General features: G+C 67.4%; 28 protein-coding genes. 6 read left to right on the forward strand and 22 right to left on the reverse strand.

Annotated elements, in window-relative coordinates; all coding sequences use genetic code 11:
* Positions 1–24: 24 nt before the first annotated feature.
* From ABD05_RS04455 to ABD05_RS04480, 6 genes are all read right to left on the reverse strand, one after another.
* On the reverse strand, positions 25–903 hold the full coding sequence (locus ABD05_RS04455; protein ID WP_476577966.1) for an ABC transporter permease subunit: 879 nt from the start codon (positions 901–903) through the stop codon (positions 25–27).
* 71 nt (positions 904–974) lie between these two features.
* A complete protein-coding gene (locus ABD05_RS04460) occupies positions 975–1,772 on the reverse strand; it encodes a taurine ABC transporter ATP-binding protein (RefSeq protein ID WP_047899122.1) in 798 nt (265 codons plus the stop codon).
* Between the two features lie 30 nt (positions 1,773–1,802).
* Positions 1,803–2,819 carry a taurine ABC transporter substrate-binding protein gene (tauA, locus tag ABD05_RS04465; protein WP_047899123.1) on the reverse strand — a complete coding sequence of 339 codons (1,017 nt, stop codon included), beginning with the start codon at positions 2,817–2,819 and terminating at the stop codon, positions 1,803–1,805.
* 249 nt (positions 2,820–3,068) lie between these two features.
* Positions 3,069–4,061 (reverse strand): lipoyl synthase, encoded by a 993-nt coding sequence (gene lipA / locus ABD05_RS04470; protein WP_047899124.1) that lies wholly within the window; start codon positions 4,059–4,061, stop codon positions 3,069–3,071.
* Complete coding sequence (gene lipB, locus ABD05_RS04475; RefSeq protein ID WP_047899125.1) at positions 4,054–4,800, reverse strand: lipoyl(octanoyl) transferase LipB; 747 nt, start codon at positions 4,798–4,800, stop codon at positions 4,054–4,056. The genes lipA and lipB overlap by 8 nt, the downstream gene beginning before the upstream one ends.
* Before the next feature lie 83 nt (positions 4,801–4,883).
* Entirely contained in the window at positions 4,884–5,210 is a 327-nt protein-coding gene (locus ABD05_RS04480; protein ID WP_047901076.1) for a DUF2917 domain-containing protein, read from the reverse strand.
* A 102-nt stretch (positions 5,211–5,312) separates the two neighbouring features.
* Between ABD05_RS04480 and ABD05_RS04485 the strand changes: the two genes are divergently transcribed.
* Positions 5,313–6,299, forward strand: a complete 987-nt coding sequence (locus ABD05_RS04485; protein ID WP_047899126.1) for a transcriptional regulator GcvA — start codon at positions 5,313–5,315, stop codon at positions 6,297–6,299.
* Here the strand turns inward: ABD05_RS04485 and ABD05_RS04490 are convergent.
* From ABD05_RS04490 to ABD05_RS04535, 10 genes are all read right to left on the reverse strand, one after another.
* Entirely contained in the window at positions 6,283–6,591 is a 309-nt protein-coding gene (locus tag ABD05_RS04490; protein ID WP_011546305.1) for an HP0495 family protein, read from the reverse strand. The genes ABD05_RS04485 and ABD05_RS04490 overlap by 17 nt on opposite strands.
* A complete protein-coding gene (locus ABD05_RS04495; RefSeq protein WP_047899127.1) occupies positions 6,591–7,517 on the reverse strand; it encodes a D-amino acid aminotransferase in 927 nt (308 codons plus the stop codon). Before ABD05_RS04495 ends, ABD05_RS04490 begins: the two co-directional genes overlap by 1 nt.
* Before the next feature lie 48 nt (positions 7,518–7,565).
* A complete protein-coding gene (locus ABD05_RS04500; protein ID WP_047899128.1) occupies positions 7,566–8,882 on the reverse strand; it encodes a D-alanyl-D-alanine carboxypeptidase family protein in 1,317 nt (438 codons plus the stop codon).
* Between the two features lie 437 nt (positions 8,883–9,319).
* Positions 9,320–9,964 carry an alpha/beta hydrolase gene (locus tag ABD05_RS04505; RefSeq protein ID WP_047899129.1) on the reverse strand — a complete coding sequence of 215 codons (645 nt, stop codon included), beginning with the start codon at positions 9,962–9,964 and terminating at the stop codon, positions 9,320–9,322.
* A gap of 13 nt (positions 9,965–9,977) precedes the next feature.
* Positions 9,978–10,295, reverse strand: a complete 318-nt coding sequence (locus ABD05_RS04510; protein WP_006485233.1) for a (2Fe-2S) ferredoxin domain-containing protein — start codon at positions 10,293–10,295, stop codon at positions 9,978–9,980.
* A gap of 150 nt (positions 10,296–10,445) precedes the next feature.
* Entirely contained in the window at positions 10,446–11,597 is a 1,152-nt protein-coding gene (locus tag ABD05_RS04515) for a VanZ family protein (protein ID WP_047899130.1), read from the reverse strand.
* Positions 11,598–11,616: 19 nt separating this feature from the next.
* Entirely contained in the window at positions 11,617–12,240 is a 624-nt protein-coding gene (locus ABD05_RS04520; RefSeq protein WP_047901077.1) for an ABC-type transport auxiliary lipoprotein family protein, read from the reverse strand.
* Positions 12,241–12,328: 88 nt separating this feature from the next.
* A complete protein-coding gene (locus ABD05_RS04525; RefSeq protein ID WP_047899131.1) occupies positions 12,329–13,258 on the reverse strand; it encodes an MlaD family protein in 930 nt (309 codons plus the stop codon).
* Positions 13,259–13,285: 27 nt separating this feature from the next.
* A complete protein-coding gene (locus ABD05_RS04530; protein ID WP_047899132.1) occupies positions 13,286–14,197 on the reverse strand; it encodes an ABC transporter ATP-binding protein in 912 nt (303 codons plus the stop codon).
* On the reverse strand, positions 14,194–15,318 hold the full coding sequence (locus tag ABD05_RS04535) for an MlaE family ABC transporter permease (protein ID WP_047899133.1): 1,125 nt from the start codon (positions 15,316–15,318) through the stop codon (positions 14,194–14,196). The genes ABD05_RS04530 and ABD05_RS04535 overlap by 4 nt, the downstream gene beginning before the upstream one ends.
* 314 nt (positions 15,319–15,632) lie before the next feature.
* Between ABD05_RS04535 and ABD05_RS04540 the strand changes: the two genes are divergently transcribed.
* The gene (locus tag ABD05_RS04540) at positions 15,633–17,702 is read left to right on the forward strand and encodes a bifunctional 2',3'-cyclic-nucleotide 2'-phosphodiesterase/3'-nucleotidase (RefSeq protein WP_047899134.1); all 2,070 of its coding nucleotides are present in this window, start codon (positions 15,633–15,635) and stop codon (positions 17,700–17,702) included.
* An 8-nt stretch (positions 17,703–17,710) separates the two neighbouring features.
* The gene (locus ABD05_RS04545; protein ID WP_047899135.1) at positions 17,711–18,556 is read left to right on the forward strand and encodes a tetratricopeptide repeat protein; all 846 of its coding nucleotides are present in this window, start codon (positions 17,711–17,713) and stop codon (positions 18,554–18,556) included.
* A 39-nt stretch (positions 18,557–18,595) separates the two neighbouring features.
* Here ABD05_RS04545 and ABD05_RS04550 read toward each other — a convergent pair whose 3' ends face one another.
* From ABD05_RS04550 to ABD05_RS38825, 4 genes are all read right to left on the reverse strand, one after another.
* On the reverse strand, positions 18,596–19,105 hold the full coding sequence (locus tag ABD05_RS04550) for a hypothetical protein (RefSeq protein WP_047899136.1): 510 nt from the start codon (positions 19,103–19,105) through the stop codon (positions 18,596–18,598).
* A 32-nt stretch (positions 19,106–19,137) separates the two neighbouring features.
* Positions 19,138–19,320, reverse strand: coding sequence for a hypothetical protein (locus ABD05_RS04555; RefSeq protein ID WP_047899137.1), 183 nt, complete (start codon positions 19,318–19,320; stop codon positions 19,138–19,140).
* A gap of 908 nt (positions 19,321–20,228) precedes the next feature.
* Entirely contained in the window at positions 20,229–20,846 is a 618-nt protein-coding gene (locus ABD05_RS35660) for a type VI secretion system amidase effector protein Tae4 (protein ID WP_082146039.1), read from the reverse strand.
* Positions 20,822–21,433, reverse strand: a complete 612-nt coding sequence (locus ABD05_RS38825) for a PAAR domain-containing protein (protein WP_238594089.1) — start codon at positions 21,431–21,433, stop codon at positions 20,822–20,824. Before ABD05_RS38825 ends, ABD05_RS35660 begins: the two co-directional genes overlap by 25 nt.
* 457 nt (positions 21,434–21,890) lie before the next feature.
* On the opposite strand from ABD05_RS38825, the gene ABD05_RS04565 reads away from it, so the two are divergent.
* From ABD05_RS04565 to ABD05_RS04575, 3 genes are all read left to right on the forward strand, one after another.
* Positions 21,891–22,811, forward strand: a complete 921-nt coding sequence (locus ABD05_RS04565) for a biotin--[acetyl-CoA-carboxylase] ligase (RefSeq protein ID WP_047899138.1) — start codon at positions 21,891–21,893, stop codon at positions 22,809–22,811.
* Positions 22,808–23,599: a type III pantothenate kinase gene (locus ABD05_RS04570; RefSeq protein WP_047899139.1), complete on the forward strand. Its 792-nt coding sequence runs from the start codon at positions 22,808–22,810 to the stop codon at positions 23,597–23,599. Before ABD05_RS04565 ends, ABD05_RS04570 begins: the two co-directional genes overlap by 4 nt.
* Positions 23,600–23,863: 264 nt before the next feature.
* Positions 23,864–24,106, forward strand: a complete 243-nt coding sequence (locus ABD05_RS04575; RefSeq protein ID WP_047899140.1) for a hypothetical protein — start codon at positions 23,864–23,866, stop codon at positions 24,104–24,106.
* 16 nt (positions 24,107–24,122) lie between these two features.
* Here the strand turns inward: ABD05_RS04575 and rfaE2 are convergent, their stop codons facing one another.
* Together rfaE2 and ABD05_RS04585 are read right to left on the reverse strand one after the other, a co-directional pair.
* Positions 24,123–24,608: a D-glycero-beta-D-manno-heptose 1-phosphate adenylyltransferase gene (rfaE2, locus tag ABD05_RS04580; protein WP_047899141.1), complete on the reverse strand. Its 486-nt coding sequence runs from the start codon at positions 24,606–24,608 to the stop codon at positions 24,123–24,125.
* Between the two features lie 172 nt (positions 24,609–24,780).
* Complete coding sequence (locus tag ABD05_RS04585) at positions 24,781–25,659, reverse strand: ferritin family protein (protein WP_047899142.1); 879 nt, start codon at positions 25,657–25,659, stop codon at positions 24,781–24,783.
* Between the last annotated feature and the right edge of the window lie 240 nt (positions 25,660–25,899).

Consider the following 25,899-nt stretch of genomic DNA (forward strand, 5'->3'; position numbering starts at 1 on the left):
ACCACCTGCGCGCCGTGCCGCCCCCTACCCTCTCCCCTTCCACGGCACGATCCGCCGCTCGACCCACCGCATCGCAAGATCGAACAGCCACGCAATCGCGCCGATGATCAGGATCCCCATCACGACGATGTCCGTGCGCAGGAAGCTCGATGCGTTCAGCACCATCTGCCCGAGCCCCGCCGTAGCGGCGACCATCTCGGCCGCGACGAGCGTCGTCCAGCCGAAGCCGATCGCGATCCGCAGCCCCGTGAGGATCTCCGGCAGCGCAGCCGGCAGCACCACGTGGCGCACGATCTGCGCGAAGCTGCCGCCGAGCGAATACGCGGCGTTGATCTGCTCGACCGTCGCCGCGCGCACGCCGGCGCGGGCAGCCATCGCGATCGGCGCGAAGCACGCGAGGAAGATCACGACGAGCTTCGCCGATTCGTCGATGCCGAACCAGATCACGACGAGCGGCAGGTACGCGAGCGGCGGCAGCGGCCGGTAGAACTCCAGCAACGGATCGAGCACGCCGCGCGCGACGCGGCTCACGCCCATCAGGATGCCGGCCGGCACGCCGATCGCGGTCGCGAGCATGAACGCGCCGAACACGCGCGCGGCGCTCCACAGCAGATGCTCGGACAGCGGCAGGCCGCCCTGGATGCGCCCGTGCCACGCGTCGACGAAGGCCGTCCACACGGCTTCCGGTGCGGGCAGGAACAGCGGCGGCAGCCATTGCCGATGCGTGGCGACCCACCACAGTACGGCCAGCGCCGCGGCCGTCACCGCGCTCAGCCCTGCGGTCTTGCCCTGCCCCGGCAAGCGGTAACGGTGCGACGCGCGCGCGGGGCGCCGTATCGTGCGCACGTTCTGCTGCAAACCAGCGGCCGTACGATCGGCCGTCAACGAATCCTGCGTGCCCATGCTGTCCTGCCTGTGCAAAGTGCTGATCCGGCCGCGCCCGACGGACGCGCCCTGCCGCGCGAGCTCGCGCGTCACGCGGCTTCCCCGACCGCTTCGTCGCGATGCAGATACGCGATCAGCCGCTCGCGCCACGCGATGAAATCCGCGGAAGACTTCACCGCGCGCGCATCGCGCGATTCGACGTAGCGGCGCGCGAACGGCAGTTCGAAGGTTTCCGCGATCCGGCCGGGGCCGGGCGTCATCACGACGAGACGCGTCGCGAGAAACAGCGCCTCCTCGACGTCGTGCGTGATGAAGAACACCGTCTTGCCGGTGCGCGCCCACACGTCGAGCACGAGCGCCTGCATCGTGCCGCGCGTCATCGCGTCGAGCGCGCCCATCGGCTCGTCCATCAGCAGCAAGCGCGGGTCGCTCGCAAGCGCACGCGCGATGCCGACGCGCTGCTGCATCCCGCCCGACAGCTCGTACACGCGCGCATGCGCATGCTTGTCGAGCCCGACCAGCACGAGCATCTCGCGCGCCCGCGCTTCGCGCTCGGCCTTCGACACGCGCGCGAAACGCAGCCCGAGCGCGACGTTGTCGAGCACGTCGAGCCACGGCAGCAGCGCGTATTTCTGGAACACGACGCCGCGATCGGCACCGGGGCCCGTGACCGGCACGCCGTCGACGCGCACGTCGCCGGTCGTCGGCGCGACGAAGCCGGCCATGCAGTTCAGCAGCGTCGTCTTTCCGCACCCGGACGCACCGAGCGCGACGACGAATTCACCGGCATCGATGCGCAGGTCGACGCGCGCGAGCGCCTGCGTCGTCGGCCGACCGCGCTCGCCCGGATAGGCAACCGATACCTGACGAACTTCCAGCGTGCTCATGATCGACGGCTCCGCGATAAATCACCGCGCTCAGCGCGTGGCCTTCTGCACGAACTGCGGATCGACGCCGGCCGAATAATCGGACAGCACCGTCTGGATCGTGCCCTGCGATTTGAGGAACGTGGCGGTGGCCGCGAGCGACTTCGCGGCACCCGATTGCGCACCGCCGCCGAGCCACGTCGGCGACGCCTGCTCGGCCGCCGTCGGGAATGCGTAGAGCGCGAGGCTGGCCGGCACGTCCTGCGCGTTCGCGCCCGATACCTTCGCCACCGCCGCGACCTGCGGCGAGCCGGCCTTCCACGCGGCCGCATGGGCGCGGTAGTCGGCATCGGCAGCTGCCAGCACCTTCACGAAGCGCGTGACGAACTCGGGGTTCTCGCGCGCGAACTTGCGGCTCACGACGAAGCCGTCGAAGGTTGCCTTGCCATTTTCTTTCGCAACCTGGCCCGACGTCGTCAGCACGGTGCCCGACTGCTTGACCTTCGCGAGCACGGGATCCCAGATATAGGTCGCGTCGATGTCGCCGCGCGCCCAGGCGGCCGCGACTTCGGGCGGACGCAGGTTGACGATCTTCACGTCGTTCGGGTTGACGCCCGCGGCCTGCAGCGCGACGAGCGTATGGAAATGCGACGTCGACACGAACGGCACGCCGATCTTCCTGCCCTTCAGCGCGGCGACGCTCGTGACGCCCGAGCCGTTGCGCGCGACGAGCGCCTCGGCGTCGTTGATGTTGTCGAGCACCCAGAACAGCGAGATGTCGAGCCCTTGCGACAGCCCGGCCGCGATCGGGCTCGACCCGGCTTCGCCGAGCTGCACGGAGCCCGACGCGAGCGCGCGGATCACGTCGGCACCGCTGTCGAGCTTGCGGAATGTGACCTTGTAGCCGGTCGCCTTTTCGACTTCACCGCTCGCCTGCGCGTAGCGCCACGGCACGACCATGTCCTGGTACGCGATCACGACTTCGCGCGATTCGGCGTGCGCCGCACCGAGCGCGGCCAGGGCGGTCAGCGCGACGGCGGCGCGGCGGATGAAGCTGAAACGGGACATGCGGCTCTCCTTCGGAATGCGGGCATTGCTGCGGGAGAGCCGACTATAGGAGCTTTGCGCGCGACGGAAGCGAACTTATCCTGCGAAGCTATCGATGCCGTTTCAGCTTTGCTTTCCATGCTCGACTGGATCGCGCGTCCGGTCGGTTGGCGATTGCCGTGCGAATGCAGGGATCGCAGCCGCACCAACAAAAAAGCCCGCATCGCTGCGGGCCTTTTCGACTGCGTGCAGGCGGCAATAACGCGGCGCTCAGACCACCCCGGCCCCATGCGCCTGCAGATCGGCGTGATAGCTCGAACGCACCATCGCGCCAACGGCCGCGTGCGTGAAGCCCATCTTGTACGCCTCTTCCTCGTACATCTTGAACGTATCCGGATGCACGTACGCACGCACCGGCAGGTGATGCTCGGACGGCTGCAGGTACTGGCCGATCGTCAGCATGTCGACGTCGTGCGCGCGCAGGTCGCGCATCACCTGCAGGATTTCCTCTTCCGTTTCGCCGAGGCCGACCATCAGGCCCGACTTCGTCGCGACGTGCGGATGCAGCGCCTTGAAGTCCTTCAGCAGCTTCAGCGAGTGCGCGTAGTCCGAACCCGGGCGCGCTTCCTTGTACAGGCGCGGCACCGTTTCGAGGTTGTGGTTCATCACGTCGGGCGGCGCGGCGTTCAGGATCGAGATCGCGCGGTCGAGACGGCCGCGGAAATCCGGCGTCAGGATCTCGATGCGCGTGTCCGGCGACTGCGCGCGCGTTTCGCGGATGCATTCGACGAAGTGAGCGGCGCCGCCGTCGCGCAGGTCGTCGCGGTCGACGCTCGTGATCACCACGTACTTGAGCTTCAGCGCGGCGATCGTGCGCGCGAGGTTCTTCGGCTCGTCGGTGTCGAGCGGATCGGGACGGCCGTGGCCGACGTCGCAGAACGGGCAGCGGCGCGTGCACTTGTCGCCCATGATCATGAACGTCGCGGTGCCCTTGCCGAAGCATTCGCCGATGTTCGGGCAGCTCGCTTCCTCGCACACGGTGTGCAGGTTGTGCTCGCGCAGGATCGTCTTGATCTCGTTGAAGCGCGAGCTGCCGGTGGCCGCCTTCACGCGGATCCACTCGGGCTTCTTCAGCTTCTCGATCGGAATGACCTTGATCGGGATGCGCGCCGTCTTCGCCTGCGCCTTCTGCTTGGCGGTCGGATCGTAGGCAGGGGTCGCGGCCGAATCGGCCGGTGCGGGAGAAGCGGTAACGTCAGTCATTCGATTGTTCCAGTGCCTGCGGCTTGTCGGCGGCCGCGGATGCGCCGTCGAGGTTGGCGATCAGACGGCGCACCAGCGTGCGGGCGACGTCGTCCCAGTCGGCGGCAACCTCGAGGCTCGCCATGTCGACAGTTTCCAGTCCGGCATAGCCGCACGGGTTGATCGCAAGAAACGGGCGCAGATCCATCTTCACGTTCAGGCTCAGCCCGTGATAGCTGCAGCCGTTGCGGATCTTCAGGCCGAGGGCCGCGATTTTCGCGCCTTCGTGCACGCCGGATGCCACGTAGATCCCGGGCGCGCCCGCCTTGCGGACCGAAGCGAGATTATACGCCGCGAGGGTTTCGATCACGGCCTCCTCGATCTTCGTCACGAGCGTGCGCACCATCAGCTTGCGCCGGCGCAGGTCCAGCAGCAGGTAGGCGACGATCTGGCCGGGGCCGTGATAGGTGATTTGCCCGCCGCGGTCGACCTTCACGAGCGGCACGCCGCTGTCGGCCACCAGCAGGTGGGCCGGATCGCCCGCCTGGCCGAGCGTGTAGACGGGCGGATGCTCGACCAGCCAGATCTCGTCGCCGGTGTCGGCCGTGCGCGTGTCGGTGAACGCGCGCATCGCGTCGAAGCTGGCCTCGTAGGTCTCGACGCCCCGCCAGCGCACGGTGACCGGGTGAACCGGCGATTCGGCGGGCGATGCGGAAACGGCGACAGGCGTGGACACGATGGAAACCGGCGAAACGGACATGGGCGGTAGTTTACCGAAAACCCATGGGTCTCGCCGGCCTGGGAAAGGGACGGATTGTCAGTATCCGTCGGAGGAAATGATCGTCAGACCGTGCGCCATCCGTCGTGGAGCAGCGCGGCGACGCGTTCGCGCAGCCGTGCCAGCCCGCCGAGCGCGACTTCCCTGGTCGGTCGCGACACCGAGAACGCGACGCACGCGCCCTCCCGGCCTTCCGCACTGAGCCACAGCCGTTCGCCGCGACGCAGCTTCAGCGTCTCGCCATCGACCAGGAAGTAGTCGTCGACGTCGTTGCTGCGCGTGGCCCAGACCGGCCCGCACTGGACAATCAGCCGCGTGCTGCGTTGCACCTTCAACGGCACGGTTTCGCCCACGGGGATTTCGAACGTGATGCTTGAAGAGATTTCTTGCATGATCGACTCCGCCAATAATTGCTTCGATGGCTACAATCGTAGTCAAATCAAGGCGTCCAACCAAACGACCATTTTTCACGTCGATGTGAGGAAAATTAGCAAATGGACCTCCGCCAGCTGCCTGCTCTGAACGCGATTCGCGCGTTCGAAGCCGCCGCCCGTCACGAGAATTTCTCGCGCGCCGCCGACGAGCTGTACGTCACGCACGGGGCGGTCAGCCACCAGGTGCGCGCGCTCGAGGAGGAGCTCGGGGTGCAGCTTTTCACGCGCAACGGCAAGCGGCTGTGCCTGACCGACGCCGGCATGCGCTACGCGCAGCAGATTCGCACCGCGCTGATGGTGATCGCCGACGCGACACGCGACGTGCGCGCGAGCGACCGCGACCGGCGGCTCGTGGTGTCGATGCTGTCGTCGTTCGCCGCGCGCTTCATCACGCCGCGCATCGGCACCTTCATCGAGCGACATCCGGAAATCGACGTCGAGCTGCAGTCGACCAACTCGCTCACCGATTTCGCGCGCGACGATGTCGATCTCGCGATCCGCTTCGGCTTCGGCAGCTATCCGGGGCTGCACGTCGAGCCGCTGTTCGAGGAGGTGTTCTTTCCGGCGTGCGCGCCGACGCTGAACGGCGGCAAGCTGCCGCAGACGCCCGCCGATCTCGTGCACTACAACCTGCTGCGCTCGGACGACGAGCTGTGGCGGCCATGGTTCGACGCGGCAGGGCTCGATACGCTGACCGAGCCGAAGCGGGGGATTCTGTACCAGGATTCGTCGAACCTGCTGCTGGCCGCGATCGACGGCCAGGGCATCGCGCTCGTGCGCCGCTCGCTTGCGGTGCACGACCTGCTGGACGGGCGCATCGTGCGCCTGTTCGACATCGACGGGCCGAGCCCGTGGCACTATTTTTTCGTGTGTCCGCCGCCGCTGCTGAACACGCCGCGCGTGCAGGCGTTCAGGACCTGGCTGCTCGACGAAGTCGCCGAATACAAGCGGCTGTGCGACGAACTGGACGCGCGACGCGCGGCGGGGAAGACCCCCGCCGAGTGCGCGCAGGAAGGAGGATGGAAGGCGCTTAGAGTACGACCTTGACCATCGGATGGCCGGTCAGCGCGCGATAGATGTTGTCGAGCTGTTCCTGGCTCGTCGCGCGCACGGTGATCGTGAGGCCCGTGTAATTGCCCCCGCTCGACGCGCGCTCCTCGATCTTCTCGACATCGATCTCGTTGTCGTGAACGGCGACGACCTTGAAGATCGTGTCCTTGAACTCGGGGTGCGCCTTGCCCATGATCTTGATCGGGAAATCGCACGGGAACTCCAGCAGCGACTCCTTCCGGGTCTCGATCGCGCCGGTGACCTCGACGGTTTTGGTCGGTTCGCTCATCATTTTCTCCGGGTTAGGTCAAACTGTTCAAACTCGCGTGCCTTCGCACGCTGGTACGCGTCGTACAACGCCGCGAACACGGGGCCCGGCTTGCCGCCCTGCACGGGCAGATCGTCGAGCGACGTGACGGGCAGCACTTCCTTCGTGGCCGACGTGATCATGATTTCGTCGGCCGCGCGCAACTCCGCTTCGCTGATCTCGCGCGCGACGAACGGAATGCCGCATTCGTCGGCAAGTTGCTCGACCAGCGCGTAACGGATCCCCTCGAGGATCTTGTTGCTGCGCGGCGGCGCGAGCAGCTCGCCGTTCTTCACGATCCACACGTTCGACGACGAGCCTTCGGTCAGGTAGCCGTCGCGCAACTGCAGCGTCTCGAACGCATCGCGTTCCGCCGCATGCTGCGCCATCAGCACGTTGCCGAGCAGCGAGATCGACTTGATGTCGCAATGCAGCCAGCGGCGATCCTCGGCCGTCACGCAGCGCACGCCCTTCGCGCGCTCCTCTTCCGGCGGCAGGCGCAGCGGGCTGGTCATCGCGAACACCGTCGGCACCGCATTCGCCGGGAACGCATGGCCGCGCTTCGCGACGCCGCGCGTCACCTGCAGGTAGACGAGCGCGTTGCCGTCGCCGAGGCCTTCGGCATTCGCCGCGACGACGCGCTCGATCAGCGCACGCCAGCCGGCGGCATCATGCGGGTTGTCGATGCCGATCTTCTTCAGGCTGCGCGCGAGCCGCTCCAGATGCTGCTCGATCCGGAACGGCACGTGCGCGCCGTCGTGCGCATAAACGGGAACGACTTCATACACGCCGTCGCCGAAGATGAACCCGCGGTCGAGCACCGGGACACGGGCCTCGGACAGCGGCACCAGTTCCTCCTGCGACGAGACGCTGAGGTAGACGATCGGTTCGAATTCGGCTTGGCTCATGGTGATGACAGATGGGGATGAAGTCGTAAAAACAAAGGCCCGTCGTGCTTACTTCTTCTTGCTGAACATCAGCAGGATCGAGTCCCAGATACGCCCGAAGATACCCGCTTCCGGCACGGCCTGCAGCGCGACGACCGGGAATTCGGACAGCGTCTTGCCGTCGGCGACGATCTTCACGGTGCCGACCTGCTGGCCTTCCGCGAGCGGCGCGATCAGCGGCGCGTTGACGTCGACTTCCGTCTTGACCTTGTCGCCGAGGCCGCGCGGCACGGTCGCCCACTGGTCGCCCTTCACGCCGACCTGCACGGTGTTTTCCTTGCCCTTGTAGATGCGCGGCGTCGAGATCGCCTGGCCGCCCTTGAACAGGCGCACCGAATCGAACGCGCTGTAGCCGTAGTTCAGCATCTTCATGCTGTCCTGCGTGCGCTCGGCTTCCTTCTGCTCGCCCATCATCACCGACACCAGGCGGCGCTGGCCGTCGACGCCCGGGATCGCGCGCTTCGCCGACGCGATCAGGCAGTAGCCGGCCGCCTGCGTATGGCCCGTCTTCAGGCCGTCGACCGTCGGGTCGAGCCACAGCAGACGGTTGCGGTTGCCCTGGCGGATGTTGTTGTACTTGAATTCCTTCTCCGAGAAGATGCTGTAGTACTGCGGAAAATCGCGGATCAGGTGCGCGGACAGCTTCGCGAGGTCGCCGGCCGTCGTGTAGTGGTTCGGGTCGGGCATGCCGTTCACGTCGGCGAAGTGCGTGCCCTTCATGCCGAGGCGCTGCGCCTCGGCGTTCATCAGCGTGACGAACTGCCCTTCGCTACCGCCGACGAGTTCGGCCAGCGCGATCGCTGCGTCGTTGCCCGACTGGATGATCATCCCGTACACGAGGTCATGCACGGACACCGGCTTGTTCGCCTCGATGAACATGCGCGACTCGTCGCGGCCGACACGGCGCACCGCTTCGCTCGGCGTGACGATCTGCTCCATCGAGATCTTCTTCTTGTCGAGCGCCTCGAACACGAGGTAGGCCGTCATCAGCTTCGTCAGCGATGCAGGCTCGACGCGCTCGTCCGCATTGCCCGATGCGAGCACCGTGTTGCTCGTCGCGTCGACGAGCACCCACGAGCGCGCATTCACGCCCGGCGGCGGCACCGCGCCCGGCATGAAGGTCGCGGGCGCGCCGGTGAACTGCTCGGCGGCGGCGGCCGGCGCCGCATGCGCGGCCTTGGCCTTGGCGGCCGGCTTCGCCTCGGCGACGACGATCGTCGACGCGAGCGCGACGGGCAGCATCACGCCGAGCGCGACGTTGCGCGCGGCGGTGCCGAAGGCGATGGAGGAAGCGAGGGACTTGAGGCCTTGGGGAGACAGACGCATGATCGATTCAGGCTGATGGCAGAAAGTGCGGTGCGAAACGCGCAGGGTTGAACGGCAAGGCGGCGGGCGTTTCGGGCACTCGCCCGACATCGTCGGGCGACGCGAAACGCGCCGGTTGGACTCGTGCGGACGCGATCGGTTCGCGACCGTCGCGAGCGGGCGGACAGGCGGCGAAACGAGCGCCGCATGGGCCCAGCCGGGCCGCGGGCGACGCGAAATGCGGCCATTATACGTGGCCGCGAACGGCGTTTTCGGGAACCGGGTGTAGCGTCCGGCGCCAGGCGGCGCCGACGTGCCGGCGGATTCGTGCTCATGGCAATGCGCAAAGTCGGGTTGCGCGGCGCGATGTCGCGCGGGTGGATCGCGTATCCGGCGGGTGCCGGATGTCGGGTACGCGACGCGAGCCGCCGGCCGTTACGCCGGCGCCCGCGTGCCGGCTAGCGCCATGCGTCGACGATGATGCGCTTCAGCACATGCAGCTTGCGATGGAGGAAATGCTCGGCGCCGGGGATCACGACGACCGGCAGCTCCTGCGGCCGCGCCCAGTCGTACACCGATGCGATCGGCACCGTGTCGTCGGTTTCGCCGTGGATCACGAGCGTGTTCTCCGGCACGTCGGCCACCTGCCAGCGGCTCGCGGCCGTGCCGACGAACACCATCCGCTCGATCGACTCGCCCGCGTCGCGCAGCCGCTTCGCGACATGCGACAGCACGAAGGTGCCGAACGAGAAGCCCGCGAGCACGAGCGGCAGGTCCGCATACGCGGGCTGCGCGCGCATGTGCGCGAGCACCGCGAGCAGGTCGTCGGCCTCGCCGGTGCCGTTGTCGTGCACGCCTTCGGTCGCGCCGACGCCGCGGAAGTTCGACCGGTAGACGACGTAGTCGAGCTGCACGAGCGTACGCGCCAGGGTCTGCGCGACCTTGTTGTCCATCGTGCCGCCGAACAGCGGGTGCGGATGCGCGACGAGCGCGATGCCGCGCGGCGCGGCGCCGCCTTCGCGCACGGCATCGGGCAGGTCGACCGCGATTTCGATCTGCCCGACCGGGCCCGCGATCAACGATTTCTGCGTATGAACGTTCATTCGGCCGGCCCGCTCAGATCTTCAGGCGATCGACGACCTTGCCGTCGCGCAGGTGCGATTCGACGATCTCGTCGATGTCGGCCTGGTCGACGTACGTGTACCACGTGCCTTCCGGATACACGACCATCACGGGCCCTTCCTCGCAGCGGTCGAGGCAGCCGGCCTTGTTGATGCGAACCTTGCCGGGCCCCGCGAGGCCGAGTTCCTTCACGCGCTTTTTCGCGTATTCCTGCATGGTCTGCGCGTCGCATTGCGCGCAGCTCGGGCGCTCGGCGCCCGGGTCGCGCTGGTTCAGGCAGAAGAAGACGTGGTGCTGGTAGTAGGAATCCATGATGGTGGCGAGCGGCCCGGCGCGACGCCGGGCGGAAAGAGGGGCGATTGCCGTTGCATGGAGCAACGGATGATGTTGCGGACGATTATAGCGACCGGCGCGCGCCGCTGCCCGCGATGAAGCGGCAGCCGCGCGGCCCGGACCGTCGCGTCAGCGCCGCACCGCGGCCGGCAGCCACGCGTGCTCGACGCGCTGGCCGAGCCAGATCAGCGCCGCGTAGGGCCAGATCCACGCGAGCCAGCGCGCGATGCTGTTGAAGTGCACGTAGCGGCCCTGCCGCCAGCCCGACAGCGTGAAGTCGAAGAACGGATTGACCGGCAGCAGGTTGACGAGCGCCACGCCGGCCAGCAACGCAAGCGCCGCGAGCGTCGCACGCCAGGTCGCCGGCACGCGCAGCGCGACGAGCGCGGCCGCGAAACCGAGCTCGATGCCGAGCCGTGCGCCGGGCGTCGCCCACACGACGACGAGGCCGGTGGCCGACTGCATGAACGTCGCGGCCGCCTTCAGCACGAGCGTCGCGACGACGAGCGCGATCAGCAGCCGGATGCGCGGTGCGCGCGGCCGCATCGCGAGCGACGCGATCGCCAGTGCGGCGAACAGCATCAGCCCGCCGAGCGCGGCCTCCCACGCGGAGTCGGACAGCCAGCCGTCGACGCGCTCGGGCCATTCGCTCACGCGCCACGCGGCCGGCAGCCACGCGAGCAGCGTGTCCTGCATCGACGCGTCGGCGCGCTCCCACAGCGCGGCCGGCCAGTCGCCGATGCCGAACAGGAACGGCGACGGAAACAGGATCGCGAACGGCCACAGCGCGGCGAGCAGCAACGGCGTCGCGCCGTCGGGCTCGAACCATGCGAAGCGCAGCCGGCGCAGCGCGCCGCGATCGAGCAGCGCCCCGGTGGCCGGCGCGACGAGCGCCGCGCCCAGCAGCGCGCCGAGCGCGTTGGACGCGAGATCGAGATTCGACGCGACGCGCGTCGGCAGGTAGGTCTGCAGCGCCTCCATCGAGCCGGACAGCAGCACGCCGAGCGCGCCCGCGATCAGCGTCGCGGCAACCCCGCGCCAGCGCGGGTGCAGCGCGAGCACGCCGAGCGCGCCGAACGGCAAGTAACCGAGCACGTTCGTGACCACGTCGAACGCGGTCACATAGCGCTGCATCGGCGCGAACAGGTAGTCGAACGGCCCGATGCCGAGCGACACCCAGCCTTCGAACGGATACAAAGACGCGTAGACGATGAGCGCCGCGTAGGCGGCAAAGGCCTGCCGAGCGAGCGGCGATGCGCGATGCATGCCGGTCGCGTTCATCGCGGCTGCACGGTGCGCGTCACGGCGTGCCCGCGTACGCCTGCATGCCGACCCACGCGGCGATCTGCGACACGAGCTCGTCGCTTGCCGCCGCGAGCGCACGCGCGCCGCCGGCCGCGTCGGGCGTGCTCGACGGTGCGCGCGCGACGAAGGTGCGCTGGCCGAGCACCTTGCCGTCCAGCGTCAGCGTCGCGCGCGCGGTGACCGCGCCGTGGCTCTGCGACTGCCCGTCGAACACCTGCTCGAATTCGTTCAGGTCGACCTTGAGGGTCGGCGCGCGCACGCCGTCGGATCCTTCGAGCACCGCGCCGCGCGACGACAGCGCGCCGCGCAGCCGCTGCGTGAGCAGTTGCGCGGGCGGCGCGGTCCAGCGGCTGTCGCGATAGACGGCCACGTGCTGCGCATCCGCGTACGCGAGGCGGTACGCGAACTTGTCCGAATCGAGCGCGTCGGGCGCAGCGATATCGAGCACCTTCAGCGCAGGGCCCGAACCGGCGGTCACCACCGACGCGGCCGGCCCGAGGTCGTAGCGGACATTCGTCAGCGCCGCACTGTTGCCGGCGCAACCGGCCGCAAGCGCAAGCGTCAGCACGGCGAGCGCGGCCGCGGCCGGGCGCAGCGCGCGGTCAAGGATTCGTGGCATGGCGTATTCCTGCATGATGTTTCCGGTTTCGATGGACGTCACTGCCTGGCCGTTTCCGGCCGGACGATCGACGGGTTTCCGGCCCGCTTCACTTCCCGGCCGTCGCACCCGGCCAGACGAAGCCCGCTTCGCCGGGCCCCGGCGACACGCCGGGCGAACCGAACAACAGACTGCGCGGGTTGCGGCCGAGTTCACCGGCGACGTCCTTCAATTGCCGCGACGCGTCGCCGACGCTGCCGGCCAGCGCATTGAAGCGCGGCAGCGTGTCGTACTGCACGCGCGCGTTGAGGTCGTTCAGCGCGACGCCGACCTGCTCGGCGGCCGTGCCGGCCTTGTTCAGGTTCGACACGAGCGGCCCGTTCGGCTGCAGCAGCGTGTTCGCCGACGCCATCGTGCGGTTCACCTCGTGCATCGTCTGCGGCAGCGCGGCGACGGCCGGGGCGAGTTGCTTCGACAGCGTCGTCGCGCCATCGGCCGCGTGCTGCAGGCTTTCGGCCGTCGCGCGCAACTGCTCGCGCATCTCGGGCGACATCAGCTCGTTCGCGCTCTTCGCGGCCAGTTCGAGCTGCCGCAGCAGCACGTCGCCGCGCTCCTGGATCTGGTCGAACAGGCTCGGCCGCATCGGGATCTGCGCGATCTTCTTCGCCGTCGACGGCAGCGGCGACAAATCGCGGCCCGTATCCTCGAGCTGCACGAACGCGATGCCCGTCACGCCCTGGAAGCCGAGGCTGCCGTAGGTCGACTGCGTGATCGGCGCATCGTGGTCGACGAGAATCCGGATCCGGATCTGGCCCGGATGCGTGCGATCGAAGCCGATCGACTGCACCTTGCCGACGTCGAGGCCGCGAAAACGCACGGCCGCGTCCGGGAACAGCCCCGTCACGTTGGTGCGCGCGAGCAGGTCGTACGGCACGCGCACGGTGCGGTCGACGTTGAACCAGAACACGGTGCCCGCGATCGCGAGCGTCAGCGCGATCGTGAACAGGCCGGCCCAGAACGCATGTGATTTGTTTTCCATTCGCGGATTCCTTGCTCCTTGCCTCGCCTACAGCTCGACGCTCGACAGCGCCGGTTCGAGGGCCGCCTTCGGCAGCTTCGCGCGCCGCTCGGGCGGCAACGCCTGCAATGCGCGGCGCCCGCGCAGCCCCAGGAAATATTCGTGGATGAACGGATGGTCGACGTTCGCGACCTCCTCGACCGGCGCGGCGACCAGCACCTTGCGGTCGGCCAGCACCGCGACGCGCGTCGACAGCGCGACCATCGTGTCGAGATCGTGCGTCACCATCACGACGGTCAGCCCGAGCGTGCGGTGCAGCGTCGCGATCAGCTCGACGAACTCGTCGGACGCCTCCGGATCGAGGCCGGCCGTCGGCTCGTCGAGAAACAGCAGCTCGGGCTCGAGCGCGATCGCGCGCGCGATGCCGACCCGCTTCACCATCCCGCCCGACAGCGCGGCCGGCATCTTCGACGCGTGCTTGCACGGCAACCCGACCATCTCGAGCTTCAGCATCACGATGTCGTGCAGCAGGTCCGGCGGCACGCGGCCGAGTTCGCGCAGCGGCTGCGCGACGTTGTCGAACACCGTCATCGACGAGAACAGCGCGCCCTGCTGGAACAGCATCCCGGAGCGCGTGCGCATCATCCGCGCACTCTCGGCGTCGATCGTCGCCGTATCTTCGCCGAACACCTTGATCGTGCCCGACGTCGGCCGCTCGAGGCCGAGGATCTGCCGCACGAGCGTCGTCTTGCCGGAGCCCGAGCCGCCGACGATCGACACGATCTCGCCGCGCCGCACGTCGAAATCGAGCTTCTGGTGAATGATGTTGCGCCCGTAGCGCTTGGTCAGGTTGCGCACCTCGATCACGAGGTCGCCGCCATCCGCCGCGGCCGGCTGCGTGCCGACCGACGCGGCACCGGCCGGCGCGGCATCGGCCGCCGAATCGTTCGATGTGTTCATCCGAGCCCCACGTTCTGGAACAGGATCGCGAACACCGCGTCGGCGAGGATCACGACCGTGATCGACGACACGACCGACGTGGTCGTGCCTTCACCGAGGCTCTGCGAGTTCGCCTTGATCCGAAAGCCGAAATGGCAGGCGACCAGCGCGATCAGCATGCCGAACACGACGCCCTTGCCGACGCCGATGTACAGGTTCGCGATCGGCACGACGCCCGGCAGCGAGCGCACGAAATAGTTGACGTCGATCCCGAGCACGAGTTTCGCTGCAAGCGCGCCGCCCGTCAGCGCGATGATGTTGGTCCACATCACGAGCAGCGGCATTGCGACGCCGAGCGCGAGCACGCGCGGCAGAACCAGCCGCAGCCCGTGCGGGATGCCCATCACGCGCATCGCGTCGAGCTCCTCGGTCACGCGCATCACGCCGATCTGCGCGGTGATCGCCGAGCCCGAGCGGCCCGCGACGAGGATCGCCGACAGCACGGGACCGAGCTCGCGGATCACCGACAGCCCGAGGATGTTCACGATATAGCGGTTCGCGCCGAACATCTGCAGCTGCTGCGCGGACAGGTAGCTGAGCACGATGCCGATCAGGAACGCGACGAGCGCGGTGATCGGCAGCGCCTGCGCGCCGGCGCTGTAGATGTTCGCCGACGTCTCCTTCCACGGCATCGTCTTCGGGCGGCGCAGCACCGACAGCGCATCGAGGATCACGAGGCCGAACATCGCGATGCCGCCCTGCAGGTGTTCGCCGAACGTGAAGATCGCCAGGCCGAGCCGCGTGACGGGATCGAAGCGCACGACGCGCTCGGGCGCCTCGCGCCCGCTGTCGAGCCGCTCGATGCGCTCGAAGATCGTGCGCTGCGTGTCGCTCAGCGCGACGCCGTCCGGCAGCTTGCGGCCCCACACGCGCCACAGCGCCTGGCCGCCGACGTGGTCGAGCCGCTCGATGCCGGACAGATCCCATTCGCTCACACGCCCGGACGCGATGCTCGCGACGCGGCGCGCGACCGCGCCGCGATTGCGCGCGAGCGCGATTGCGGTCCACTGGCCGGTCAGGCGCACCGTCTGGCCCTGGCCGCCGGCGTCGACCGACAGGCCGGGAGGAGTCTCGAAGTCCAAGGGCAGCTTGTTTGCAAAAGGATGACAGCGGTCATTGTAGCGAACCGCCCGCCGCCGCGACGTGAGGATTTCCGTGGGAGCGCCTGGCTGGGGGGCCCTGACCGGGGGCGCCCAGCTGGGACGCCCGGCCCGGCCCGGACCTGCCCGGAGGCCGCCGCACGTCGCGGCCCGCTGCCGGCGTCAGCGCCTTTCATTCTTCCGTCACGTTTCCTTTCGATACTCTCACGCGCCGCACCACAGGCCGTCGGCGCCCCGCGCCGCCATTTCGTTGCGCACCTCGCCATAACAGAACAGAAAACCGAACAGGACAACCGATGCGTTTCCCCCCGCTTTCCCGCCGCCGCGTACCGGCCGTCGCCGCGCTCGCCAGCCTCGCCTTTGCCCTCGCCGGTTGCGGCGGCGACGACGTCAACGCTCCGCCGTCGTCGCAGACGCAGGCCCAGGCGCCCGTCGGCACGACGGCCACGCTCGCGCTGCTCGAAACGACCGACCTGCACACCAACGTGCTGTCGTATGACTATTTCAAGCTCGCCGCCGACAATTCGCTCGGCTTCGAGCGCGTGTCGACGCTGATCGCGCAGGCGCGTGCGCAGTACCCGAACACGCTGCTGCTCGACAACGGCGACACGATCCAGGGCACCGCGCTGTCGGACTACCAGGCGCTCGTGAAGCCGATCGGCTGCGACCAGACGCTCGCGATCTACAAGGTGATGAACGCCGCGAAATTCGACGGCGGCGGGATCGGCAATCACGAGTTCAACTACGGGCTGCCGTACCTGTCGCAGGTGACCGGCAACACGTTCGAGGTCGACGGCTTGCCGGCTCCGGCCCAGCAGAAGAAGTGCGCGGGCCCGAACTTCCCGCAGGTGCTCGCGAACGTGATCAGCGCGAAGACCAACGCGCCGCTGTTCACGCCGTACACGATCCTGACCCGCACGGTGACGGCGACGACGCCGGACGGCAAGACGGTCAGCGCGCCCGTGAAGATCGGCATCATCGGCTTCACGCCGCCCGCGATCATGAGCTGGGACAAGCGCTGGCTCGACGGCAAGGTCTACACGACCGGCCTGAAGGAAGCCGCCGAGAAGTACATTCCCGAGATGCGCGCGAAGGGCGCCGATCTCGTCGTCGCGATCTCGCATGGCGGCCTCGACAATTCCGCGTATACGCCGACGATGGAGAACGGCAGCTGGTGGCTGTCGACGGTAGCCGGCATCGACGCGATGCTGATCGGCCACTCGCACCAGGTGTTCCCGGACGCGAACAGCACCGTGTCGCAGTTCAACCTGCCGGGCGTCGACAAGGTCAAGGGCACCGTCAACGGCGTGCCGACCGTGATGGCCAACTACTGGGGCAAGCACCTCGGCGTGATCAAGCTCGGGCTGAAGTTCGACGGCAAGACGTGGAGCGTCGACAAGTCGCAGACGACCGTCGAGGCGCGGCCGATCCAGAACGCCGACAAGACCTACGTCGCGGCCGACCCGTCGGTATCCGCGGCGATCGCCGCCGAGCACCAGGCGACGATCGACTACGTGAAGACGCCGATCGGCTCGACCGACTACCGGATGAACTCGTACTTCGCCGATGTCGGCGACCCGGGCGCGATCCAGATCGTCAACGAGGCGCAGGCCGACTACGTGAAGACCTACGTGCAGGCGAACCTGCCGCAATACGCGTCGCTGCCGGTGCTGTCGGTCAGCGCGCCGTTCAAGAGCGGCTTCGGCGGCGGCAACGACTACACCGACGTCGCGCCGGGCGCGCTCGCGATCAACAACGCGGCCGACCTGTACCTGTATCCGAACACCGTGTACGCGGTGAAGGTGAGCGGCGCCGACGTGAAGAACTGGCTCGAGACGGCCGCGAAGCGCTTCAACCGGATCGATCCGACGCAAGCGACCGTGCAGAAGCTCGTCAGCAGCTTCCCCGGCTACAACTTCGACATGTTCACGTCGGCCGATCTCGCGTATGAAATCGACGTCACGCAGCCGGTCGGCAGCCGCATCAGGAACCTGACGTACAAGGGCACGCCGATCGACCCGAACGCGCAGTTCATCGTCGCGACCAACAACTACCGCGCGAGCGGTGGCGGCAACTTCCCGGGCCTCGACGGCAGCAAGACGATCTTCGCGTCGCCCGATGCGAACCGCGACGTGCTGATCGCATTCATCAAGAAGCGCGGCGCGATCACGCGCGCGGCGGACGGCGCGCAGCGCAGCTGGCGCTTCACGAAGCTCGCGAGCTCGGTCGCGCACGTGCAGTTCGTGTCCGCGCCGAACCGTCTCGGCGATGCGGCGGCGGCCGGCCTGACCGGCCTCACGCAGGTCGCGGCCGACGACGGCTCGGGCAAGAACCTCGCCACCTACGAGATCGACCTCACGCAATGAGACACGCGATGCAACCGATCCGGACGATGCGGCCGGCCGAAACCGGCTTCGCCGCCGCCGCGCGGCGCCTGCTGCGCGCGAAACTCCCGCCGGCCGCGCTGCTCGCGGCGGCGGCCGTGACCGTCGCGGCCGTGGTGGCTGCGACCGGCCTGCGCGGCGCGGGCCCCGCGCCGAGTGCCGCGCAACTCGACGAGTGGCAGGCGATGGTCACGCAGGCCACCGAGCCGCACGCGCTCGCGCAACTGCGCACGCTCGCGCGTCGCGGGTCGGGCGCCGCGCAGGCGGCGCTCGGCATCGCGCTCGTCGACGCACGCGAACCGGGGCTGCGCGACGAGGGGCGCGGCTGGCTGGAAACCGCCGCGCAGGCCGACGGCAAGGCCGACGCGCCGGCCGCGCGGCGCGCGCAGCTCGCGCTCGGCAAGGCGATGCTGCTCGGCAGCGGCGACATCCCGAAGGACTACGCACGCGCCCGCGCGCTGCTCGGCGAAGCGGCCGGACAGGGTGATCCGGCCGCCGCGTACTACCTCGGGCTGATCTATCGCAGCGGCTACGGCATCGCCGCCGATCCGGTGCAGGCCGCGCACTGGTTCGACATCGCGTCGCGCGCGGACATCCCGGCCGCGGACTTCATGCTCGCGAACGCGTACCGCGACGGCAGCGGCGTGCCGCGCGACGAGGCGCGCGCGCTCGCGCTGTATCGCCGGGCCGCCGAACACGAGCTGCCGGAAGCCGTGCAGACGCTCGCGATGGCCTATCGCAACGGCGAGCTGGGGCTGCGGCCCGACGCGGACGAGTTCCACGCGCAGTGGATCGAGACCGCGCATGCGCTGAAGCACCCGGTCGTCGCGCCGTGACGCCCCTGCCGCCTGGCCGGGCGCCGTCGCGGCATCCCGTCAGGCGGCGCCGCTCTGCGCGGGTCGTTCCAGACGCATGTACGCGTCGGAGACGATCAGTCCGAAGACGACGTGATCGAGCGCGCTCACCCAACCTCGCGCGTCGGCGAACCACGGGAACAACTGGGTCATGCCGTAGTAGTTGACGACGTACAGCAGCACGCCGAATACGGCCCCCGCCACGCTGGCCATCCCGACGCTCGAATCCAGGCTGAAACACGCGATGATCACGGCGAGGATCAGCGCAAATACGATCGACAACGCGAAGTGCACACCCAGCGCCGCCAGCAGCGTCCCCACTTCGACCGTGGTCGACGGCGGGAGCGCGTCGTCGCCGAAGTAGATGGCCGCGATCATGCGCAGCGGCGCCCACGCGTCGTGTCCGATGATTGCCGCCGCGACGACCTGGATGACGAGGAAAACCGCACCGGCCACGCACCCGCCGATCACGGCGGCTCGCCACACCGGAACGCGGCGCGCGTAATGGTGCGGATGCATGTGGAGTTGCATGGCCACCTCCTTGAAAACGGTCCGCCGCCGCGTCAGTGCCGGTGCGTATGCGACATACCCGAGCGCACCGCCGACCATGCCGACGCAAGCGAGTCCATCAGCCGGCGACAGGCGCGCGTCATCGGGTGCCCGACGGCGTCGGAGATCCGGGTCGTCTTGCGGTGAAAGCGCTCGAACAGACTGGACAGGCTCGAACACGAATGAAGCTTGTTCATCGACACTTCCCTCGATGCAGCAACGACGAGAACGCGCTGGCCGCCGGAGCGGATATATCGAACGTAGCCTCGCCGATCGGGAATATCAAGATGACGACGGCGCCGGTCGTATCACGACGCCGGGTTCCACAAACGATAGCGGTGACGAGGTTGTGGTAATGCAGGACGCCTACTGCAAGCGCTTACGTTGCTGTGCGAGCCGGGTCGTCGTCCAGCCCCCTGCCTAATCGAACATCCCAACCAAACACAAGGCAGCCCTACGTCGGCATGACTTGTCACGCCTTCCGCCTTTTTCTTGCCCGACTTCGTTCCCATACATGCCCGCGCCAGCCACCAATTACCGAGGCCACAACCACGGACATAAACCAACCAGCAAAAAACAGGTTTGCGACTTGGGGGTTCGCATCGAATAGACTTCCTTTCCCATGAAGAACCAATACGCCAAACAAATATAAGCCTCCCCAACAAACAAGCGTGACTATGATCGCGCCAGCAATTGCCCCAATTACCGTTCTCAACAATTTCGGCCCATCGACGAAAAGGCTGAGTATTGCGAGCAGATCGGTCTCGACGGCTCTTGACGAACGTGTTTCATATCAGTCTGAATACGAGCATGACAAACCAATGCGCCGCGACAAGTCCCCCAGCCACCACTGCCCACTGTGTCCAGCGGCGCCGTTTCCCGGCAAAGAACACTGCTACAACGCCAAATGCGATCGACGGCCCAAAAATAGCGGCAAGGAATACCACCCCATCCCAAAAACCAACTGCGCATGCCCCGATCTCCTTGCAACCGCTTGGAACACAAAGTTGCGGGAAACGCCGACAGATTTCGGCATCGGCGGCGGACCACCACCATAGACTGGCAAGTCCAAGCGCCGCAAAAGTTACAGCAAATCCGATCCGCCTCATCGAACTTCCCAAAACAGGATACGCCTCGAGTTTCTCAAGTCCGACCAACCGAATGCATGCCCTGGTCTGAACGAATGTCGTCCTAGCAAGCGACCAGTTGTCGCGAATATATTGAATGGACTGCTTATCGTCAGCCGATTCCCATTCCACTGGTCAATGTGCCCTCCACTAGCGCTTTCCGTAGCTTCTCCCTCGCGCACCCAGTAGCCGTCAAACATAATGATGCCGGTGCGGCCCTTGACCCTCGGCTCCCAGTCCGGCCCAGTGACGTTTTCCACCCTCCCCAGGCCCGCAAAAGGCTGCAGCTTCAACCATTCCCCGAGTTCATTGGCGCGCGTGGCGGTTGCTTTTCCATTCAGCAGGATTCGCCCGATGCTCGACTGACCAGCAAGCGGCTTGACCAGTTTCGATGAAAACGACTTCATTTCAACGCCGACACGATGAAAGGTGACGCTCATGCGGATGGCGCATTGATTCGTATAAGCCGGATTGTCATAAGGATTGCCCGACGGGTAGGCGTCCCACAGTTCCTTGAATGTTACCGCCCTCAGTTGCACACCCTTGATGGAATCGGGCGTCGTGTTCGTTCTTACCGTTGTCGGGCTGTTTGGCATGGCGTCCAGTCCTTGTGTACAAGAGCGTCTTCGCCCCAATAGATCGTGTAACTGTCGGCGGTCTCGGAATGGATACGTGGCAACACGCCCTCACCATTCACGTACCCTGCGAAGGTGCGCCCGTTACTCATTTCGATCAGATATGGATAGTTCTGCGGTAACGTGGTGCCTATGCCGACACGCACCTGTTCGTCGTAGCAGGGCGCGACGTCCGCTCGTGTCGCTACGACTTCCCCTTTGTCATCGGCTGTTTGAGCTAGTTTGTCCTTCTTGGACGCCCTCGCCTCTTCGGAGGTCACGATCATTTTCATGCCCCGCTCCGCATAGAACACAGGAGGCGGGTTGCATCCACATACATTGATATCGCCGCTCAATGCCCATGGTTTGCCATTGGGGCCCGTGCCCGGCAAACGCGAACCTTCCGGCGCGATGAATCCTTCCTGTTTGCAAGCTGCGCAGTAGGTCTTCATGTAGAGCGTTGCGATCTGTACGCACGGGGGTGGATTAGAACATGTGACGAACTCCAGCCCTTCCGTAATCACGGCGTTACCGCCCCGGTCACCTTTGGCGAGAAAATAACGAATCATGCCGACTCACCTCGAAACGTCGCGCCCGAACGCTTCGCATCCGCATAAGGACGAACCGGTCCCGATTCGATGACTGCCTTATTGCCGGCCCAGATACTCCCGCTGCTTTCCGCAGCAAGCCGGCGGATAACCGTAGAAGAAGATGCTGGCGACTCTTGCCCGTTGCTCATCTGGATTCCCCGTCGTCAATGGCTGGCATCCAAAATGCCAAATCAACAAAATGGAATAAATCAGACGAATTCGAAATCCTAATCAATTTATATGAGTCGACTATGTTTTCCTCATCACCCGACAAGAACGGGCCAGACTTCACAAAGCACTTCCGCTTGAATGCACGACTCCTTGGTCTGGCCGCAACAAAATTCGAGCTAACGCGTTACGACAATCCGGGCCGGCACCCCGACAAACATCCCCCGCCTCCCAACGCCCCCCCGCCCCTGTCGCTACAATAGTCACCATGAACGCCCCCACCTCCTCCGACACGCCCGATTCCGGCGACGCGCACATCGCGCGCAACCGGCTCGAGGCGCACCTGGACGCCGCGCCGCGTGCGTGGCCGCTCGATATCGTCGCCGCCACCGGCTCGACCAACGCCGACGTCGCGACGCGGCTCAAGGCGCTGCCGCGCAGCGCGACCGCGTTGCCCGCGCCGCTCGTGCGCGTCGCGTTCGAGCAGACGGCCGGCCGCGGCCGGCAGGGCCGCCCGTGGTTCGCGCAGCCCGGCAACGCGCTGCTGTGCTCGGTCGGCTGCATCGTGCCGCGCCCCGTCGACGCGCTCGGCGGCCTCAGCATCGCGATCGGCGTCGCACTCGCCGAAGGGCTGGCCACGCTGCCGCTCGACGCCCGCACACGCGTCGCGCTCAAATGGCCGAACGACCTGCTGCTGACGGCTACCGACGACGGCACGCCCCGCATCGTCGGCAAGCTCGGCGGGATCCTGATCGAAACCGTCTGGACCACCGCCGACGCGACCGCCGTCGTGATCGGCTTCGGCATCAACGTGCGCGGTGCGGAAGCCGTCGCCGCGCAGGTCGACGCGCTGCGCGCGCGCGACGCGACGCTCGCGAGCGGGCTGCTGCCCGCCGCGCTGTCGATCGCGTGCGCGTCGGCCAACCTCACCGATACGCTCGCCGCGTCGCTGAACGCGCTCACGCCCGCGCTCGCGCAGTTCGGCACCGACGGGCTCGCGCCGTTCCTGCCGCGCTGGCACGCGCTGCACGCGTACGCGGGGCGCGAAGTCGTGCTGCTCGAACGGGGTGTCGAACGCGCACGCGGCATCGCGACCGGCATCGATGCGACCGGTCAGCTGCTGCTCGACACACCGAACGGCGTGCAGGCGATCGCGACCGGCGACGTGTCGCTGCGCGAAGCGCAATGAGCGAGCCGCACCACCTGCTGATCGACGCCGGCAACAGCCGGATCAAATGGGCGCTCGCCGACGCGCAGCGCACGCTCGTCGACACGGGCGCGTTCGGCCACGCGCGCGACGGCGGCGCCGATCCCGACTGGTCGAACCTGCCGCGTCCGCACGACGCATGGATCTCGAACGTAGCGGGCGCCGACGTGGCCGTACGGATCGACGCGCTGCTCGACGCCCGCTGGCCGGGCCTGCCGCGCACGACGATACGCTCGCGACCCGCGCAATGCGGCGTGACGAACGGCTATACGACGCCCGAACAGCTCGGCAGCGACCGCTGGGCCGGCCTGATCGGCGCACACGCGGCCTTTCCGGGCGAGCACCTGCTGATCGCGACGTTCGGCACCGCGACGACGCTCGAGGCGCTGCGCGCGGACGGCCGCTTCACCGGTGGGTTGATCGCGCCGGGCTGGGCGCTGATGATGCGCGCGCTCGGCACGCACACCGCGCAGCTGCCGACGCTGACCACCGACATCGCGAGCGGGCTGCTCGCGGGCGCGCAGGCCGAACCGTTCCAGGTCGATACGCCGCGCTCGCTGTCGGCCGGCTGCCTGTACGCGCAGGCGGGGCTGATCGAACGCGCATGGCGCGATCTCGCCGCCGCGTGGCAGGCGCCCGTGCGGCTCGTGCTGGCCGGCGGCGCAGCGGACGACGTCGCGCGTGCACTGACGGTCCCGCACACGCGGCACGACGCGTTGATCCTGTCCGGGCTCGCGCTGATTGCCTCGGAAGCAACCGCGCAGGATTGACAGAAATTTGCCGGCTTCGCCGTCGCGGCGGTGGTCTCGACGAATGCCCATGCAGGGCTTCGTCGCTATGACGGTGGGGATGCGCGCCGCGGCGGCGATACAGACGGCAGGCCGCGCCGCAAAGGTCACAGGTACGTTGCCTGACTGTCGCGAACAGTCACGGAAACGACGAAAAGGCCGGCCATGCGGCCGATCCGACTGAACGACTGAACGACTGAACGACTGAACGACTGAACGACTGAACAACGAAAAGGAGTGTCGACGATGCTGCGCTGGCTGATCGCTGTTCTCTTTCTCGCCAACATGCTTGCGTTCGTGGTGGCGCGCGGTGTGTTCGGGCCGCTGCCGGCAGCCGGCCCGCGCGAACCGGGCGTGCTGTCGCGGCAGGTGCACCCCGACGCGCTGCGCGTGACGCCGCTGGCGCAAGCGACCGACCAGCCCGTCGTCGGCGGCCCGATCGCGTCGCCGGCCGTCACGGACGCACCGCTCGCGGCGTCCGCGCCCTGACGGTGCCGGGCCGCGCTCAGGACTGCTGCGCGCGGACCTTCTTCAGCAACGCGGTGGTCGAGCGTTCGTGCTCGAACGGAATCGCCAGCGCGCGGCCGCCCCAGCTGCGCACGAGCGCCGATTCCGGCAGCGCATCCATGTCGTAGTCGCCGCCCTTCACGAGGATGTCCGGACGGATGGCCTCGATCAGCGACACCGGCGTCTTTTCCTCGAACTTCACAACCCAATCGACGCTTTCCAGCGCCGCGAGCAACGCCGCGCGATCGTCCTCGCGGTTGATCGGCCGGTCGTCGCCCTTGCCGAGCATGCGCACCGACGCGTCGCAGTTCACGCCGACGATCAGGCATGCGCCGAGCGCTTTCGCGTCGGCGAGATACGTGACGTGGCCGCGATGCAGGATGTCGAATACGCCGTTGGTGAACACGACGGGCGACGGCAGCGACGCGCGCAGGGCGACGAGGGCGTCGCGGGTGATCAGCTTGCGTTCGAAGGTGGCGGACATGATGGAGATCGGACGGAATGAACGATGGCGCGCGCGGCGAACTCGGCGGCGGGACGCGGCGGCGGCGCCAGATAAAAAGCCCGCCGGACCGGCCGGGCGGGCTTCATGCAACGGACGCGAAACGGCGCAACGCGGCCGGCGCGACTCCCGCCGGCTGCGGCGCCTGCCGGCCTCAGGCCGGCTGCGCGGCCGACGACGGGCCGCTTTCGGCCTGCAGGCGGCCGGTGACTTCCTTGCGATAGCGGTTCAATTCCTGCGCGGTCGCGAACGTGCGCTCGAACAGGATCGACAGGTTGTGCAGGATGCGCTCGACGACCTTCTTCTCCCACTCGCCGTCGAAACGGATCTGCTCGTCGAGCCAGCGCTCGAGCCATTCCGGATCCGGCAGGCGCGACTGCACGGTGTCGCGCGGGAACAGCGCCTGGTTCACGTGCAGGTTGGTCGGGTGCAGCGGCTTCTCGGTGCGGCGCGCCGACGCCATCAGCACGCCGATCTTCGCGAACGCGGCACGCGCGACGTCGCCGCAGTTGTTCAGCGCCTTCTTCATGTAGCGCAGGTACGCGCCGCCATGGCGCGCTTCATCGCGCGAGATCGTTTCGTAGATCTGCTTGATGACCGGCTCGGTGTGCCAGTCGGCCGCGCAGCGATACCAGTGGTTCAGGCGGATCTCGCCGCAGAAGTGCAGCATCAGCGTTTCGAGCGGCGGCGCCGGGTCGAACTGGAAGCGCACCGCGTGCAGTTCTTCTTCGGTCGGCACCATTTCCGGCCTGAAGCGGCGCAGGTATTCCATCAGCACGAGCGAATGCTTCTGTTCCTCGAAGAACCACACGCTCATGAATGCGGAAAAGTCGCTGTCGTGCTGGTTGTCGCGCAGGAACATTTCCGTCGCGGGCAGCGCCGACCATTCGGTGATCGCGTTCATCTTGATCGTCTTCGCCTGCTCGTCGGTGAGCAGCGAAGCGTCGAACTTGTCCCACGGAATGTCCTTCTCCATGTCCCAGCGGACAGCTTCGAGCGACCTGTAAAGTTCCGGATAAAGCATCGTGTTCATGATGGTCCCACCCCTGTTCTGCGCAATGCGACTTCTCTAAACGTGACTGTTGCCGCAAAGGCGCACCAAGCGCGCTTTTTGCAGCCAAGACTGTAATTTTACGCGTGAAACCGACCGACCGGACGCTGATTCCGCGTCCGGCAGCCGGGCGGCCGCGCCGCCGCCGTTGGGCACGCCGCAGCCACGCTCCGTCCGAACGGAACCGGCCGCGCTTGCCTGAGTTGGGGGCCGGCGCTGGCC

Origin of the sequence: Burkholderia pyrrocinia (assembly GCF_001028665.1) — a bacterium.
Classification (GTDB): Bacteria; Pseudomonadota; Gammaproteobacteria; order Burkholderiales; family Burkholderiaceae; genus Burkholderia; species Burkholderia pyrrocinia.

Excerpts from the sequence above, each read along its gene's own strand:
- ABD05_RS04455 (WP_476577966.1), bottom strand. The coding sequence starts at position 903 with ATGGGCACGCAGGATTCGTTGACGGCCGATCGTACGGCCGCTGGTTTG.
- ABD05_RS04460 (WP_047899122.1), bottom strand. The coding sequence starts at position 1,772 with ATGAGCACGCTGGAAGTTCGTCAGGTATCGGTTGCCTATCCGGGCGAG.
- tauA (WP_047899123.1), bottom strand. The coding sequence starts at position 2,819 with ATGTCCCGTTTCAGCTTCATCCGCCGCGCCGCCGTCGCGCTGACCGCC.
- lipA (WP_047899124.1), bottom strand. The coding sequence starts at position 4,061 with ATGACTGACGTTACCGCTTCTCCCGCACCGGCCGATTCGGCCGCGACC.
- lipB (WP_047899125.1), bottom strand. The coding sequence starts at position 4,800 with ATGTCCGTTTCGCCGGTTTCCATCGTGTCCACGCCTGTCGCCGTTTCC.
- ABD05_RS04480 (WP_047901076.1), bottom strand. The coding sequence starts at position 5,210 with ATGCAAGAAATCTCTTCAAGCATCACGTTCGAAATCCCCGTGGGCGAA.
- ABD05_RS04485 (WP_047899126.1), top strand. The coding sequence starts at position 5,313 with ATGGACCTCCGCCAGCTGCCTGCTCTGAACGCGATTCGCGCGTTCGAA.
- ABD05_RS04490 (WP_011546305.1), bottom strand. The coding sequence starts at position 6,591 with ATGAGCGAACCGACCAAAACCGTCGAGGTCACCGGCGCGATCGAGACC.
- ABD05_RS04495 (WP_047899127.1), bottom strand. The coding sequence starts at position 7,517 with ATGAGCCAAGCCGAATTCGAACCGATCGTCTACCTCAGCGTCTCGTCG.
- ABD05_RS04500 (WP_047899128.1), bottom strand. The coding sequence starts at position 8,882 with ATGCGTCTGTCTCCCCAAGGCCTCAAGTCCCTCGCTTCCTCCATCGCC.
- ABD05_RS04505 (WP_047899129.1), bottom strand. The coding sequence starts at position 9,964 with ATGAACGTTCATACGCAGAAATCGTTGATCGCGGGCCCGGTCGGGCAG.
- ABD05_RS04510 (WP_006485233.1), bottom strand. The coding sequence starts at position 10,295 with ATGGATTCCTACTACCAGCACCACGTCTTCTTCTGCCTGAACCAGCGC.
- ABD05_RS04515 (WP_047899130.1), bottom strand. The coding sequence starts at position 11,597 with ATGAACGCGACCGGCATGCATCGCGCATCGCCGCTCGCTCGGCAGGCC.
- ABD05_RS04520 (WP_047901077.1), bottom strand. The coding sequence starts at position 12,240 with ATGCCACGAATCCTTGACCGCGCGCTGCGCCCGGCCGCGGCCGCGCTC.
- ABD05_RS04525 (WP_047899131.1), bottom strand. The coding sequence starts at position 13,258 with ATGGAAAACAAATCACATGCGTTCTGGGCCGGCCTGTTCACGATCGCG.
- ABD05_RS04530 (WP_047899132.1), bottom strand. The coding sequence starts at position 14,197 with ATGAACACATCGAACGATTCGGCGGCCGATGCCGCGCCGGCCGGTGCC.
- ABD05_RS04540 (WP_047899134.1), top strand. The coding sequence starts at position 15,633 with ATGCGTTTCCCCCCGCTTTCCCGCCGCCGCGTACCGGCCGTCGCCGCG.
- ABD05_RS04545 (WP_047899135.1), top strand. The coding sequence starts at position 17,711 with ATGCAACCGATCCGGACGATGCGGCCGGCCGAAACCGGCTTCGCCGCC.
- ABD05_RS04550 (WP_047899136.1), bottom strand. The coding sequence starts at position 19,105 with ATGCAACTCCACATGCATCCGCACCATTACGCGCGCCGCGTTCCGGTG.
- ABD05_RS04555 (WP_047899137.1), bottom strand. The coding sequence starts at position 19,320 with ATGAACAAGCTTCATTCGTGTTCGAGCCTGTCCAGTCTGTTCGAGCGC.
- ABD05_RS35660 (WP_082146039.1), bottom strand. The coding sequence starts at position 20,846 with ATGCCAAACAGCCCGACAACGGTAAGAACGAACACGACGCCCGATTCC.
- ABD05_RS38825 (WP_238594089.1), bottom strand. The coding sequence starts at position 21,433 with ATGATTCGTTATTTTCTCGCCAAAGGTGACCGGGGCGGTAACGCCGTG.
- ABD05_RS04565 (WP_047899138.1), top strand. The coding sequence starts at position 21,891 with ATGAACGCCCCCACCTCCTCCGACACGCCCGATTCCGGCGACGCGCAC.
- ABD05_RS04570 (WP_047899139.1), top strand. The coding sequence starts at position 22,808 with ATGAGCGAGCCGCACCACCTGCTGATCGACGCCGGCAACAGCCGGATC.
- ABD05_RS04575 (WP_047899140.1), top strand. The coding sequence starts at position 23,864 with ATGCTGCGCTGGCTGATCGCTGTTCTCTTTCTCGCCAACATGCTTGCG.
- rfaE2 (WP_047899141.1), bottom strand. The coding sequence starts at position 24,608 with ATGTCCGCCACCTTCGAACGCAAGCTGATCACCCGCGACGCCCTCGTC.
- ABD05_RS04585 (WP_047899142.1), bottom strand. The coding sequence starts at position 25,659 with ATGAACACGATGCTTTATCCGGAACTTTACAGGTCGCTCGAAGCTGTC.